This window comes from Liquorilactobacillus sp., assembly GCF_047719775.1.
Taxonomy (GTDB): domain Bacteria; phylum Bacillota; class Bacilli; order Lactobacillales; family Lactobacillaceae; genus Liquorilactobacillus.
In genome coordinates this window covers 32,989-48,274 of sequence record NZ_JBDNTS010000014.1, presented here as the reverse complement: position 1 = coordinate 48,274, position 15,286 = coordinate 32,989, and the positions used below count along the sequence as shown (strand labels likewise).

Genomic DNA, 15,286 nt, shown 5'->3' with positions numbered 1-15,286 from the left:
TTTAGAATATGACAAAATTTCCAAATAATTTTTTATGGGGTGGAGCAACTGCCGCCAACCAACTTGAAGGAGGTTGGCAAGAAAATAATCGTGGCCCTTCAATTGCGGATGCTTTACCTGGGGGCAAAAAAAGAATGCAGGTTATTAACCAACCAAATTTTGATTGGACTATTGATGAAAAAAAGTATAATTACCCGAACCATTTTGGAATTGATCATTATCATCGTTATAAAGAAGACATTACTTTATTTGCGGAAATGGGTTTTAAAGTTTATCGTTTTTCTGTTGCCTGGAGCCGCATTTTCCCACAAGGCGATGAAATACAACCTAATGAAGCCGGACTAAAATTTTACGATAACTTGATTGATGAATGCCTAAAAAATAATATTGAACCTCTGATTACACTTTCACACTACGAGATGCCACTTAATTTGGCAAAAAAATATGGTGGTTGGAAGAATAAACAGCTAATCAATTTTTTTGAACATTTTGTCCGGATTGTAGTTACTCGCTTCGGTTCAAAAGTCAGATATTTTTTGACGTTTAATGAAATTAATTCAGCTGCTCATTTTCCAGCACTAAGTCAAGGCTTAGTTCCAGAAAATGGTGCGACAAATAAAAAAAATATTTTTCAAGCTTGGCATAATCAATTCGTTGCTAGCTCAAAAGCAGTACAAATTGCACATAATTTTAATTCGCAAATTAAAGTTGGCTGTATGATTCTTTATGCAACGAGTTATGCTTATAATTCTAATCCAATTAATCAACTATCAAATTTGCATAATAATCAGAATTTCAATTTTTTCTGTGCTGATGTACAAATTCGTGGTGAGTATCCTTCATATAGTCACCGGTATTTGAAAGAAAATGGAGTTTCTGAAAATGATTTAGACAGAACAACTGATGAATTAGCTTTGCTGAAAGAATATCCAGTTGATTTTATCTCGTTTAGTTATTATATGTCTAGTGTAATTGATGCTACTGCTGCAACTAACGAAACTGTTGCAGGTAATTTATTAGGCGGAGTTAAAAATCCGTTCCTCAAAGCAAGTGATTGGGGCTGGCAAATTGATCCAACTGGATTACAAATTTCCCTTAATGAACTGTATGACCGGTATCATAAACCTCTTTTCATTGTTGAAAATGGTCTTGGTGCAAAAGATAAAGTTGAGACAAATGGAAAAATTTATGATGATTATCGTATCAATTATCTTAAATATCACATTCAAGCAATTAGTGCTGCTATTGAAGATGGTGTTGAAGTAATGGGTTATACTCCGTGGGGCTGTATCGACTTAGTCAGTGCATCAACAGGTGAGATGTCAAAGCGTTATGGCTTTATCTATGTTGATCTTGACGATAATGGTCATGGAACAGCTAAACGTTTACGTAAAAAATCATTTGCATGGTACAAAAAAGTCATTGAAACAAATGGTGCTGATTTAGATAATACCATAAATTATTAGAGTGCTTATCAGATTTTATTAATATCTACCATATGCAGAACTGGGAGCAGAATTATCTCCAATTCTGTTTTTTTGTTTTTTATAATTAGTCCTCATATTTTAAGCGTATAATCCTAGGTAATTAATGAGGTGGTTAAATCATGCAAATAAGTCTCTTTGAGAAAGACGATTCTAAAAAATTATTTGAATATCTCAACAGAGTTTCAATACAAACTAATAATTTAGGGTTAGAGCAGCAAGAACTACAATCTTCATTTGATTTGGAAAAAATTAAACATCTTAATGACAAATTACAAGCAAGTGTCGCCTTCGTTGCCCAAGATGATAAAGCGGCTAAAATTATTGGATTAGCGCAAATAAGTAGAAAACTAAGAATCAGGTATATGAATCAAGCCGAATTTGCTATCTCAGTTGATGAAGAATGCTGGGGACAACATATCGGCAGTAAATTAATTGAAGCTTGTATTGCTTGGGCTACCAAAAAGTGGGACATTGACGGCATATATCTGGAAGTATTGTCTGATAATCAAAGGGCAATTAATTTGTACAAAAAGTATGGATTTGAAATAGTAGGCAACTTACCTATTTTGTTAACGATTGATGGTCAAAATAAAGCTGGTAAGCTGATGTTTAAAAGTCTGAAAAAATAGTATTATTTGCGATATTTATAACAGCATTTTTGTACTTTTCAAAGAAATTAATTGGCCAATAATAATTATTATGTATACAAGTTCAGAATCCTTACTATACAAAACAATGCAGGCAAATTCAGTGGGTTTTCAATCAAATACCTAACTAAGTTGTACAATTGTCGGTTCATATCCGGTACTTTTGAGTATTTTAATAAGATCTGCATAAGAAAAAATAATGGTTGCAGTATTAACATTAGGATGGGCAGAAATTGCTGACAAGTTTTTCAAGTCAGCATCTAGCAGCACCCTTATTTTGTGTTCGCTATCGTTAGGCAGAGCCATTGGAGTCACCATACCTGACACAACATGTAGTATTTCTTCAAGTTCTGCTTCACTTGCAAAGCGCAATTTATTCCGGCTGGTACCTAATTGTGGTGCTAATAACTTAAAGTCAACCGGCTTATTAGTTGTTAGAAGTAAATAATATTGTTCATTTTTTTCCTTTTTTAGCAATAAATTCTTGACTTCTGGCAATCCCTTAGGAGCATGCGGATCATTCATTGTCCATAATGGTAGGTGCTCAATTCTTTGATAGTCAATTCTTAATTTTTTTAATAAATTAATAGCCTGTTCTTCAGTGGCGTATGACATGTTAAATCCCTCCTGTATTCCTAAAGTGGGCTCCATTAATATCATTGGCTAATGACTATATTGTCAATAATCTGACCAGCATCTGCATTAGTTAAATACTTAATGTTATTACTCATACCCACAATAGGTGCGCTGGCATCAACAGTGATGGTTGAAGCCGCCTCACCAGGGTGCTTCTGATCCATCTCTTCAAAAGTTGTAATGTTGTCTTGCGGTAAATCATTTGCGGCTACAAGTGTACTTGTTTTTTTATATGTAGTAGTTGTCCCCTGTCCAATTCGTACTAACTGGTTTTCATTAACAAATAGATACAAATAACCTACACTATCCCCGCTGGCAACAGCTTTTTGCGTTAACTGATAGCCCGCATTAGCTGCATTAACTTTTTGTGCAGCATAAGTTATATTCTGATTTAGTGATATTAGTGAATATGAACTCAATTTCTGAATTGCGGAACGCTCATAACTATTGTATCGATGTTGATACATATAACCATCTTCAATCATAATTTTTCCAGTATCACTTGAACTTGTCGTGGTTTCCGGCGCAATCCACGTTCCATTTAATTTATTTAATGAAATCTGGCTAGTTGCTTTTTTTGTACTTGTATCAGTAAAGGATTGACCACGTGCAATTATTATTGTTTGTTTAGTATCAGCATATTGAATGTTAATCGAATATAGATGATGTCCCTTGGCAACAAACGCTTCCGGAAGTGTCATTCCATTTATTTTTGTTTCTAAAAAAACTAAATCTGATAGTTTACTAATTCTAATATCTGAGCCTAGTTTTTTTAGCGCATCATTTACCTGTGAAACACTCATTAAATGAATGCTCTTTTGCGCACTTTTAATATAGTTTTTAAGCATATTTTGTTTCCACTTTTTTAATGACACTCGTCTATAATTGACCGAACTAGACATAAATTGTCCTTTAGAGGTAGTCCAACTAGAAAGTGCATCAGTTTTGGAAACCACAGAACTGGTTATCTGTTTTGATACACCTTGATTCTTTGTCTGCTTAGAACTGATTCCACGACTGAAAGTCCAAGTTTTTGATTTAGCTTGCAGTGTTTTATTTGTCGTTGTTTTAACGGTATCATCAACTACTTTCCCCTTTTTTTGAAGATTGCATCCTGAAACAACTACCATTAATAAAGCAATTATAAAAAGATTTAATTTACGCATAAAAATACCCCAATTCATATTTAATCAATTAATTATAGCATTTTAATAAATTACAAAAATAGACTATGTGTCCGTTTTCTAAATTCTCAATTGCTTCTTTATCCATACCTTGAGCACTTCTTTCTCAGGGAGCTGGGTCAAAAGTTAAATTTCCCCGACTTATATCACATTCCCTTTTCAACGCTTTAATTATTTTACATTTACCTACTAGCCCTTCAAATATACAGGAATCAAAATATCCTCAATTAACATCTCTATCATGTCTCGACTAATATTATTTTGTAGGAACATTTTGTAACGAAGCCACTCAAAAGGAAGTAATTTTACATCGTCAGGAATATCTTCTCTTACATCTTCTCCTCGGTTTCTTGCTCGCTCCAATATCCGATTTATCGCTCGTAAATCGATTTCTGAATTTTTGTCCATTAATCGTTGCATGGCCTCATTAGGTTGATCCCCAATTCCTATTAATAGACTTCTCAAAAATGTTTTCCCTAGTGTATCAATGCTAATAAGAAAACGATTCATTAATTGGAGCAGATCATCATGCATATTTTTACCAGTCAGAGCTACCTTGTCCACACTTCCTTTATTCTCAAGTTGAATTCTATCTTGAAATGCTGAAATAGCGAGTTCAAATGGTGTCTCCCACCGTCGATAAATTACAGACTTACTGGTTCCTGCAAGCTCGGCAATTTTTTGAAAAGTTACTCCTTCTATCCCTTCTTCATCAACAACCTCACGGACAACCTTATAGATAGCACTTTCTAATTCAATACCTCTACGTCTAACATTACCCATAAATAACACCTCTTTAAGATACTCTTAGTTTCTTATTGACATTTATTCTTCATAGAGTAATATAACATGTGTGGTATTAAGATACTACTTGTTTCTTATTAGGAGGATATATTCATGTCTAAAAATAATTCTTATATTCCAAAATCAGTTACTGTTACTGCTTGGATTTTAGTATTAGGTGCAATGGCTCCACTACTGGATTCTACAATGGTAAACATTGCGATTCATACACTTGTCAAAGATTTGAATAGTTCTGTTGAAATTGTTCAATGGACTATTACGGGATATGTGCTGGCGATTGGGGTTGCAGTTCCTTTCTCCAGCTGGTTACTGAATAAATTTGATGGTAAACTCGTTTTTTTGATGGGAGAAATTCTTTTTGCAGTCGGTTCCCTACTATCTGCACTCTCACCTAATATTAATTTCCTTATTGGTGCTAGATTGGTGCAGGGCTTTGCTGGTGGTCTCATAATGCCAATATTGACTACATTACTTGTCCAAACGGCTGGCCAAAAAGTAATGGGACAAATGATGGCAACGGTTGGTTTACCAATGATTCTTGGTCCACTCTTTGGTCCAATCCTTGGTGGAGTCATCATTAAATACCTCTCGTGGCATTGGATTTTTTGGATTAATATCCCGGTTGGCATTATCTCAATTATATTAATTATCTGGAAAATGCCACATTATCCGGCACAAAATAAAGCAGCAAAGATGGATTTGGTAGGGATAGTATTACTCGCAGCATCAACCACCGCTATCATATATGGAATTGTTAAAGCTTCCAGCACTGCAAACTTTTTAAACCAAAAAACATTAGTGTTTGTAAGTTTAGGTCTAATCTTACTGATTTTGTACATCATTTGGGCTTTGATAATAAAAGAAAGGGTTGTCTTACCACTGAAGTTATTTACACATAATTCCTTTAATGGATCTGCCATCGGTCTTTTTATTGCTGGAACAGTTTTAAATGGTGCAATGCTATTGCTACCGTTATTCTTTCAAGATATTCGTAACATGAGTGTCATGATGGCCGGACTGGCATTAATTCCACAAGGCCTCGGCATGTTAATTTCGCGCCCTCTCACGGGAAAATTAACTGATAGTATCGGTGCAAAATATGTTGTTATGGGAAGTCTCTTGATTACATTTGTTGGAACACTTCCATTTTATTGGATTGATGATACAACATCCTATTGGATTATTGCTGTAATTTTATTTATTCGCGGAATTGGTGCAGGAGGAATCTTCATGCCACTAATGGCAGATGCATACACTGGCATGGAAAATTCGCAAATTCCGGCTGCCTCAATTGGTTCTCGGATTATTCAAAATATTGGCAGCGCATTTGGATCTGCATTAATTACAACTTTGGTAACAGCTTATGCAAGCTCTAACATTACGTCTTTCAAACATAGTCTTGCAACCAATAAGTTTCATGGTAGTCCAGAATATATGAAAATGTTTTTGCAGCATCATCTAGAACTAATCAAAGTTCACTCATTTCAATATGGATTTATGGTCATTTCTATTGCTGCATTATTGATTGCTTTGCCTGCAATGCTGCTTACTAATAGAATGGGGAAAAAATAAATTTAATTTGAGTAAGAAAAGAAGTTGTGCCACAATTTTTGTTTTGGCGCAACTTCTTTTTGTGATATTAAAAACTAGTTCTTGAATTCCAGGAGTTCTATACCTTAAAATGGTGTATATATTGTTCTCTAAAAGGTAATTTAAACTTTAATGCATTTTCAAATTCACGAGAAATATCATACCTAATCCGCTTAAATTGTAGATTAATATCCCCTTTGTTGCCCACCTCTAACAATAGATATTCTGCACGCTTTTCTTTATACAAGTGCATAGGTTTGTCAAACGGAAGCCCAATAGAACCAACATTCAAAATCAAACGCTCGTCTGATTTGGTATAGTCATAGCTAAACGCATTATTATTTAAACAATTTAAATCAATATATCGCATTGTTGGATGATGGATATGTGCAAAAATAGCAATGTCCAAATTTCGACGTTTTTTCTCAAACAGTTTACTTAAATTGATACTTTCTGCCCTTACAGAGAGTGAATCTCCTCGATTGTCATCAGGTAAATTGTGTGAAAGTCCGATTTTTACGCCATTAATCCCTTTTTCAAAATGCAAAGGCCATTTTTCAACAACTTTGCAAACATCTGCAAGATTATCTAAATGTTCAATAACATAATTTTCAATGGTTTCAATTGAATTAGATAACTCAGAATTTTTAAAGAATGAATTAACAAGAAAGTCTTCCAAATTTCCTCTGATTCTTATACTGGGATTGATGTCCAAAAGTTTATTCCACACTGTTTGAACATCAGGACCTGGTCCAAAAATATCGCCTAAAAACCAATAATCATCTACATTTTCTTTTTTAGCATCTTCATAAATTGGTAACTCCTTTATTTTAGCTAAGAAATGTAATTTTTTATCCAAGTAATCAATATAGTATTTGTTCCATTTTCAAGTACATACTTAGTTACCTCATATGATTAGTTTCTATACTTCCTTACTAAAAACAAATTGTTTTCCTTTTTTCCGATATAAGTTTGAGATTCTTTTGCAAATGCTGCTTTTTCATAAAGACTTTGAGCAGCTAAATTTTTTTCATTTACACCTAAAACAATTTTTTTCACTGCAGAATAATTCTTATGGATGTAATTTGGTAATAACTGTAGAGCTTTTAATGCATGCCCTCTTCTTAAAAAGGCTTCATTAGTTGAAAAACTTCGTAATAGAACACTTTTTGTAGCAGTCGTATATTTAAATTTATCTTCGCCATAATCCAACACAAAGAACGTACTAATTTCGTTTAAATCATTAATTAATAGGATTGAATGATAGTTTTCATTTTTTTGAGAAATAATGACTGCGTCTTGCGGTAATCCGGTGTATGTCTCATCTCCTACCTTATAAGATTTCAACTGACTCTTGTATGTATCATTGTATTCAACTAATTTAATTTTTTCATCTCCAAGAACTATCAAATAAATTTTGGATTAAACTTATGTATTTATAACTTTTAAAAATAATGATTTAGCTTTTCCTATTTCATTTGGAAAAAATTTAATTTCATAATATTGTACTCCTCAAATTTCTTTTAGCTTCATCATCTAAATACGGCATCACATTCGCTACAGAAAGTTCAGTGTCGGAAAATGTCTTAATATTATTTTTTGCCAAAACTTCAGCAGTGATTCCCTTTCCTGAAACCTTTTTACCTGTGAATGTACCATCATAGACTTGGCATTTCCCACATGAAGGACTACCATCCTTAAGGAATGCAACAGATACATGATTTTCATTAGCTATTTTTAAGACTAAATCTGCGCCAAAAATATATTTATCTGTCACATTGTTACCATCTATTTCCTTTACTGTTGCTCGACCTGCAAGAACTTCACGAGCTGTGCCTTCAACGATTTCTGCAGATAACCGTGGAATATCAAACCCAGCCATAATTTCAGGACACATTGTTATTGCTTGACCATGTGTAACTAGCCAAACTGCTAATTTATTTGTAGCAGCAGAGCCATCATAACGGACTTTGTATCCCGCCAAGCATGAACTAATCAATATCAATGCTAATTTCATCCTTTCTTGCTGTTTTGACTATTTCACATAATCATCAACTATCATTTTTTGGACTTGAACCTGATCCAAAATCATAACTCTTATAGACTACCTTCCACAACTATTAATAACTTAATTAAATTATATAATTTTTATTTAATTAGAACAAGAGATCTTTTAAATTACTAGATAGTCTGATACATTGTATTTCTTGAAATAAAAAAGCAATCATTTCTGATTACCTAATATCACTTCTTAAATTGTTGTTTTCCTTTTCTTAATGAAAAGCCTCCAAATTGCATAAGCAATTAACCACATAGCCAAGAATGCAAGAACTAATCCATATCCCAGCCAACTAAAATCTATATTCTGTATCCATGACCAAATTCCGCCTTGAGCATGCATCATACTTGTAGCAACTTGGATTAATTCAATCGCACCAATGAGAAATGCTGCAATTACAGAAATTGTAGTTACGGTTAAATTATAATATGCTTTCCTGACAGGAGTATCGAAAGCCCATGTATAAGCACCTGACATCATCACGGAATCCGTCGTGTCCATTAGATTCATTCCAGCTGCAAACAAAACCGGCAATGCAATAATACCAAGTGTAGGTATTCCTGACTGCGCCGTACTTGCAGAAAGAGCAATCAGTGCAATTTCTGTTGCAGTATCAAATCCCAAACCAAACAGAAATCCAATCGGGTACATCTGCCATGAATGATTTATACATCTAAAAAATGGCTTGAGAATCCTAGCCAAGAAACCACGTGACATCAGAATGTTATTAAGGATGTCTTCGTCAACTGCACCATTCTTCATAGATTTCAGTGAACGATAAAGACTGATCAGCACTAAAAAGTTAAAGGCTGCTATTGCAATTAAAAAACTACCTGAAACCAGTGAACCAATTCTTCCACCTACAATTTCTAAAAATGGTAATTTTAATTTAGCCCATTTAACTGAGATACTTACCAAGATTGCCATTAAGAAAACAACCGTTGAATGCCCCAAGGAGAAATAAAAACCTACTCCATATGATTTCTTGTCTTGTTGGATCAACTTACGTACCGTATTATCAATTGCAGCAATATGATCTGCATCAAATGCATGTCTCAATCCCAATGAATAGGCTAGTAAACCTAGCCCCCAAAAACCAGGATGCTGTGCAGCTGCCATGAATAATAATACAATACCTATTAAGTGTAACCCTAAGCTCGCCAAGTAATATGGTGTAGAACCATAAATAATTTTTTTCTTCAAAATAATTAATCCCCCATCTGAATTTCTCACTAAAAATTATATAGAGATTCGACGGCTTCAACTTTACCTTATAGCATAATTAAAAGAACTTATCATTTGATAATATACAATGTATCACTTGCTACAGCTTTCTATTCATAATAATTTAAAAAATATGAGATTTTAGGTTATCTGACTACAAAAAAGTTGCTACCTAGCTGGATCTATTAGGATACTCTTATTATTCTTGATCAAAATTCCCTGCTCGTTGGTCAATCTGGTGATTGTTTTCTTAGTCTTTTCCTCAAAATCATTTATGGTACTGTTTAGATGACGGTCTAACTTCAAATGCACATCATAATGCGGATAGATTCTAAAACTAGTTGCATTAATGGAAGTCATATCTACATCGTTATTAAAATTATCTTCTGGGTAAAGCTCATCATATAGATCAAGATCTGGACCTAAAACGATTGCACCTGCACTTATTCCATAGAAAGGTGTATCCTTTGCAGCCAGGTCCCGCAAGATACCGATGATTCCGGCTTTTCTTAGATTGTCCAATAATAAAAATTCATAACCGCCATTTAAAATAATTGCCTTGGCAGTTTCAAGCATGACTGACTTATCCGATAAAGCATCAAATAAGATAACGTTTTCAAATCCTAATGCTTGGACCGTTTGCTGTAATTCCATCATTTTAGGATGATTCTTTCCCTCCTTGACTGAATTAACAATGATTACTATCTGGTCAGCCTCAAAATCTATATTTCCTAGTAAACTAATAAAGCTTTGCGTGATTCCTTTATTTATAAATGCCCGTGAAGAAAGTAAAATATTGTTCATCTTTACGCTCCTTTTGCTTTGTACAAAAACAGATATTTATTAATTGTACTATACTATAAACTCTAATTTCAGAATTAGTTTTTAAATGTTCTTAGGTTTCCGTTTATTTTTTTCAAATATAAACACGGTGGATAATAGTAGCCATGCGAATGGCATTGCAACCTGATATGGTTTGATAAATGCCCATGTCATCTTCTGTTTAACAATTTTTGTGATGTTTTCATGATAACTAGCAACCTGACGATTAATTTTCTTAACCTTTTCTTTTACAATTTCAGTGATTTTTATTTGGACTTTCTTCTTAACGGAATCTGGCCACTGAGTTCCATTATGATTTACTAGATATTGTCTTGTTTCGGATTCAATTATTTTTGACTCTTCATGGGAGTTAACAGCAGGACTACCTGTTGTAGTTGTTCCACTGTATAAGTTCTTATGTGTTGTTTGCAATATTTGTTTCTTTTCTGCCTGACTAACAGATACTTTCTTAATTTCATTTTGTGCTGTTGTCCACACTTGAGCCTTTGCAGTACCTAAATTAGTTGAGAGTGCAGAAACAAAAATAGCAACAGCAAGCACTGTCCCAATCTGCCTAAAAACGCCTGTTACACTTTGCGATGCCGTAAGTAGTTCACCCGTAAAATCACCAGCACTCAAAACCGTAATTGGACCGATGATTATACCATAGCCCGCGCCAATCAGAACGCAAGAGATTGCAAATTGCCAATAGAGATCTGGATTCATGATTGAGATTCCTACATAACCAGCTGCTAGGAAAAAAAAACCTGTCGCAATTAACAAACGGCTGCCTACTTTTTTTAGCAGTAATCCGCTAATTGGAGATAATAGAAACACCATTATTGAAGCGGGGGTAATCATTAAAGCAGCTGTTAACTCAGTATGACCTTGAACTTTGGTAAAAAAACTTGGCATCAGCACCATCATTCCAACAAAGAATATCCCAGAAAGAACTGTCACAACTACTGCACCTGTGAAATGGCGATACTTAAATAAATCCAGACGAATCATTGGGTCCGAAGTCCTAGACTCACGCCAGATGAACAAGCTGAGTGATACAACAAATCCACTAAATAAGCAAAGAATTTTATCACTAGTCCATCCCCAAGTACTTCCTTGGACAAGTGCAAGCGTCAGTGAAAACAACGTTAAAATTGCCAGCAGCATCCCAGTAACATCTAATCTAGCTCGCACAATTTTTTCCTTGCGCAATGGCAACAAGAGTAAACACATAACAATCGCTAACAATACCAATGGAATATTAATATAGAAGATTCCTCTCCATCCCCAGAACTGGGTAATCAGTCCACCAATTGTTGGCCCAAAAGCTGTTGCAAGCCCTTGTGTAATCCCTAAAATCACAACTGCCTGATTTCTTTTGCTTAATTCAACCGAATTAATGCCAATCGTCATACTGGCTGGAAAAATGATGGCAGCACCAATACTTTGAATTTCACGTCCTGCAATTAACAAAGCTATTGTTGAACTCGAAGCAGATAGCAGTGATCCAATAAAAAATAGGATTAACCCAAGAACATAGACTTTATGCCGGCCCACCTGATCACCAATTCTACCCAATGGAATAGTAAGTGCCGCAAATGTAATTGTGTAGACATTTAGTGCCCACTGAAGTGTATTAAGATCTGTGTGAAGTCCTGTTTGAATTGCTGGTAGAGCAATATTCATTACTGTTGTATCAAGCATACAAAGAAAAATTCCTAGAGCCATTGTTACTAAAATAATAATTTGTTTCTTCTTCAAAATAATTACCCCTTACTATAAAGTTATGCAGTAAGTGTAAGTAATGATATATTATAAGTAAATAATTAGGTTACAGAAAGGGGGAAACTTGTAAACTATGTCACCCCAGGAAATAAAGCAGTTAAAGCTTAATCGAATATACAAAGCACTTTTATCACTTCTAGCTGATTACCCTCTTAGCGACATCACTGTTTCAACTTTGTGTCGCAATGCAGGAGTCTCGCGTACTTATTATTATCGAAACTATAAGTCTATGCAAGAAATCATAGCGCGTCATCAGGAAATGGCTATTAAATCCTACTTGCGGATTTTACCACATGCTGCACGTATGGATTTTGCACAGCTTATGACTGCATACTTTCAATTAATGCAGCGACAATCAACTGAAACCGCACTACTTATTAATGCTGGCCTAACAAATACTTTAATTAAAACTTTTCGTACTGTATACCTCTTTCTTCTAGAACAAAAAATCATCAATCCTTCAAATAAAAGACAACGAAATCAGTATTTCGCTTCATTTATAGCTGGTGCAGTAATTTCCATTCAGATTCAGTGGATAAGTGGAGGAATGAAGGAAACACCAGCCGAAATGGGGAAGATTCTCAATAATATTTTTTAAAAAAATACAAAGAGGGCAATAAAAAAACCAGATCAAAATTTAGCTTTTGTTCTAGCTTCTCTGTTGGCTATACTACATCGATTTTTTATATTACTCTATTGATTTCTTCATCAGAATATCGCGTTGTTCATCGCCGCCTAAATCAAAAATATGTTCACTAAACTCAACAAAACCTTGTTTCTGATAGAATATTATCGCACCCTCATTGTGTTCCCAAACGCCTAACCAGATGTATTTCTTATGCATTTTCTTGGCTTCATCAATGGCATATGAGATTAATTGTTTTCCTAATCCTAAACGTTTGAATTCTTTTTTAATATAAATTCGCTCGACTTCTAACCCGTCATCGCTTTGTAATTCCGATTGTGCACTACCAATATTTAATTTGAGATAACCCGCTAGCTGATTTTGATAGTAAATGAACTGAAAATTACTTTCATGGTTCTCAACTTCTTTTCCTAGTTTCTGTGACTCATAAGCAGATTCTAAATATTTTTCTAAGTCTTCTTTTGAATTCTCAGCCCCGAAAGTGTCTGAAAAAGTTTCAATACTAATTTGTCTCAAAGTATTAATATCGCTGCTTTTTACTGGTGTTAAATTAGTTGCCATAAAAAATGATCTCCTTAATATACTAGCTTATGCCTTTTTTAATTCATTCCAATCAGTAATAACATTTTTAGAAGTAAATAATTTAATCCCTTCAGTCTACTTCGTTGAAACGAGTCTTTTTAGAACTATTTGTAGCGATACTCCAAAAATATTAATTGCTGTATTTTTAACTATTCAGTTGTTCATCAAACTTGAATATTCCCTTCAATACATGCAGTCGCATAACCGCCAATAAGAATTTGACCTGCTTGGGGGATTTTTACATATATCTGCCCTTTTCGCCCTAGGCAAGTTCCTTGACTAGCTACATATTCAGTTCTATTACCCAGTAATTTGCGGTCTCTAACTGAAACTGCTACACAACCATTACCACTACCACAAACAGGATCTTCATCAGCACCTTCACTTGGAGCAAACGAACGTACTTCAAAACGCTCTTTGTTACTTTGTGGATATTCACCGAAGATTGTGACCCCAGATGCTGATTCATTAGTAATATTTGCTAAATTTTTCATATCAGGTTTGATTTTTAATACCTGTTCAGCATTTTTTAATTGCAACGTATACCAAATCACTCCTACATCAATCTTTTCTCCATACTGAATATCACTTACCGAAATACCTAATGCTTGGCTAATTTTAATTATTATATTATGTGAAATTTTCTCTTTCTTAGCTTCAGGCAAGGTAAGAAACAATTGGTTTTTGGACAGATAGATTTTAACCAGTCCACTACCACATTCTTGAACAAGATAATTATCATGTTTTGGACTTAGACCAGATTTTAAAACAGCATAAGCCGAGCCAATTGTAGGATGTCCTGCAAAAGGTAATTCATGTTGTGGCGAAAATATTCGTAAACGATAATCAGCAGTTTTATTTTCTGCTTTACAAACAAATGTCGTTTCTGATAAATGAATCCAGTTGGCAATTTTTTGCATTTGCGTAGTTGTCAAAGAATTACCATCCAACACAACTGCGACTGGGTTTCCCATAAAAGAACCTTGTGTAAAAACATCTATTTGTTTAAAAGGTATTAAAAATGGCGCTGTCATATTACTATCTCCCTTGCTTAGACTACTGAATATCCAGCAGTACTTTAGTATTCTTGAACAACATTTGTTTATAGTATATACTTGCCTTTAATATAGCAGAAATAGGCACCACTGCAAAGGAGATACTGTTCATAATAATTTAATTAAGAAAGAGGCTTTTAGACATGAAGATTATTGAAACAAGTCAAGCTCCCCAAGCAATTGGACCATATTCTCAAGCAATTGCACATCAAGGAATCCTATATTGCTCGGGTCAAGGTCCCCTTTCCCCAGATACTAACAAAGTTCCTTCTGGTATCAAAGCTCAAACTGAACTAGCTTGTCAAAATATTGCGGCTGTTTTGAAAGCTGGTCAAAGTAGTTTTGACCAAGTCTTGAAGACTACATGTTTTTTAAGCGATATTAAAAATTTTAATGACTTTAATGAGGTTTACGGACAGTATTTTATCTCTAAACCCGCGCGTAGCTGTTTTGCAGTTAAGGATCTTCCAATGGGGATATTATGTGAAATTGAGGTAGTATCAATAAGCAAAATTAAAGAATAGGTAACAATTTAAAATCTTTATGAATAATAATAATAAGATTTAATTATGGATTAATAATTTTTGAAAGGAGCTGGTCAAATTTAACCTTGACCAGCCCCTCCAATTATTACGTATAAATGTGTTTCATAAGTCAAAATTCTCCATCTACTTCAAATTACTCATAGCAAAGTACTCGCTATGTTCCTAATTTCGAGTTAGTACTCAAATTTCCCCGACTTATGGCACGATCCTATTTTAGTTA

16 protein-coding genes are annotated in these 15,286 nt (G+C 34.3%); 5 read left to right on the top strand and 11 right to left on the bottom strand.

The genetic code is table 11. The features are described 5' to 3' along the window. The first annotated feature begins 8 nt into the window (after positions 1-8). Together ABF682_RS08465 and ABF682_RS08460 are read left to right on the top strand one after the other, a co-directional pair. Positions 9-1,466 (top strand): glycoside hydrolase family 1 protein, encoded by a 1,458-nt coding sequence (locus ABF682_RS08465; protein ID WP_415619517.1) that lies wholly within the window; start codon positions 9-11, stop codon positions 1,464-1,466. A 140-nt stretch (positions 1,467-1,606) separates the two neighbouring features. After that, complete coding sequence (locus ABF682_RS08460) at positions 1,607-2,116, top strand: GNAT family N-acetyltransferase (RefSeq protein ID WP_415619516.1); 510 nt, start codon at positions 1,607-1,609, stop codon at positions 2,114-2,116. Between the two features lie 141 nt (positions 2,117-2,257). Here the strand turns inward: ABF682_RS08460 and ABF682_RS08455 are convergent, their stop codons facing one another. The 3 genes from ABF682_RS08455 to ABF682_RS08445 all read right to left on the bottom strand — a co-directional run bounded on the left by ABF682_RS08455 (position 2,258) and on the right by ABF682_RS08445 (position 4,737). Next, positions 2,258-2,749 (bottom strand): YbaK/EbsC family protein, encoded by a 492-nt coding sequence (locus ABF682_RS08455; RefSeq protein ID WP_415619515.1) that lies wholly within the window; start codon positions 2,747-2,749, stop codon positions 2,258-2,260. Between the two features lie 41 nt (positions 2,750-2,790). After that, a complete protein-coding gene (locus ABF682_RS08450) occupies positions 2,791-3,936 on the bottom strand; it encodes a hypothetical protein (RefSeq protein WP_415619514.1) in 1,146 nt (381 codons plus the stop codon). Between the two features lie 207 nt (positions 3,937-4,143). Continuing rightward, positions 4,144-4,737 carry a TetR/AcrR family transcriptional regulator gene (locus ABF682_RS08445; protein WP_415619513.1) on the bottom strand — a complete coding sequence of 198 codons (594 nt, stop codon included), beginning with the start codon at positions 4,735-4,737 and terminating at the stop codon, positions 4,144-4,146. Between the two features lie 114 nt (positions 4,738-4,851). On the opposite strand from ABF682_RS08445, the gene ABF682_RS08440 reads away from it, so the two are divergent. Further along, the gene (locus ABF682_RS08440; RefSeq protein WP_415619512.1) at positions 4,852-6,330 is read left to right on the top strand and encodes an MDR family MFS transporter; all 1,479 of its coding nucleotides are present in this window, start codon (positions 4,852-4,854) and stop codon (positions 6,328-6,330) included. A 97-nt stretch (positions 6,331-6,427) separates the two neighbouring features. Here the strand turns inward: ABF682_RS08440 and ABF682_RS08435 are convergent, their stop codons facing one another. From ABF682_RS08435 to ABF682_RS08410, 6 genes are all read right to left on the bottom strand, one after another. Further along, a complete protein-coding gene (locus ABF682_RS08435) occupies positions 6,428-7,207 on the bottom strand; it encodes a metallophosphoesterase family protein (protein WP_415619511.1) in 780 nt (259 codons plus the stop codon). A 56-nt stretch (positions 7,208-7,263) separates the two neighbouring features. Beyond that, positions 7,264-7,695, bottom strand: a complete 432-nt coding sequence (locus tag ABF682_RS08430; protein WP_415619510.1) for an N-acetyltransferase — start codon at positions 7,693-7,695, stop codon at positions 7,264-7,266. 148 nt (positions 7,696-7,843) lie between these two features. After that, entirely contained in the window at positions 7,844-8,365 is a 522-nt protein-coding gene (locus ABF682_RS08425) for a DUF523 domain-containing protein (protein ID WP_415619509.1), read from the bottom strand. A gap of 234 nt (positions 8,366-8,599) precedes the next feature. Then, positions 8,600-9,610 carry a HoxN/HupN/NixA family nickel/cobalt transporter gene (locus ABF682_RS08420; RefSeq protein WP_415619508.1) on the bottom strand — a complete coding sequence of 337 codons (1,011 nt, stop codon included), beginning with the start codon at positions 9,608-9,610 and terminating at the stop codon, positions 8,600-8,602. Between the two features lie 189 nt (positions 9,611-9,799). Next, the gene (locus ABF682_RS08415; protein WP_289976709.1) at positions 9,800-10,435 is read right to left on the bottom strand and encodes a Type 1 glutamine amidotransferase-like domain-containing protein; all 636 of its coding nucleotides are present in this window, start codon (positions 10,433-10,435) and stop codon (positions 9,800-9,802) included. Between the two features lie 81 nt (positions 10,436-10,516). Continuing rightward, positions 10,517-12,214 (bottom strand): MFS transporter, encoded by a 1,698-nt coding sequence (locus ABF682_RS08410; RefSeq protein ID WP_415619507.1) that lies wholly within the window; start codon positions 12,212-12,214, stop codon positions 10,517-10,519. Between the two features lie 97 nt (positions 12,215-12,311). Between ABF682_RS08410 and ABF682_RS08405 the strand changes: the two genes are divergently transcribed. Next, positions 12,312-12,836, top strand: a complete 525-nt coding sequence (locus ABF682_RS08405; protein WP_415619506.1) for a TetR/AcrR family transcriptional regulator — start codon at positions 12,312-12,314, stop codon at positions 12,834-12,836. Positions 12,837-12,926: 90 nt separating this feature from the next. Here ABF682_RS08405 and ABF682_RS08400 read toward each other — a convergent pair whose 3' ends face one another. Then, positions 12,927-13,445, bottom strand: a complete 519-nt coding sequence (locus tag ABF682_RS08400) for a GNAT family N-acetyltransferase (protein WP_415619505.1) — start codon at positions 13,443-13,445, stop codon at positions 12,927-12,929. 185 nt (positions 13,446-13,630) lie between these two features. After that, positions 13,631-14,500: a PhzF family phenazine biosynthesis protein gene (locus ABF682_RS08395; protein ID WP_415619504.1), complete on the bottom strand. Its 870-nt coding sequence runs from the start codon at positions 14,498-14,500 to the stop codon at positions 13,631-13,633. Positions 14,501-14,664: 164 nt separating this feature from the next. On the opposite strand from ABF682_RS08395, the gene ABF682_RS08390 reads away from it, so the two are divergent. Continuing rightward, the gene (locus ABF682_RS08390) at positions 14,665-15,045 is read left to right on the top strand and encodes a RidA family protein (protein WP_289976703.1); all 381 of its coding nucleotides are present in this window, start codon (positions 14,665-14,667) and stop codon (positions 15,043-15,045) included. Positions 15,046-15,286 lie beyond the last annotated feature (241 nt).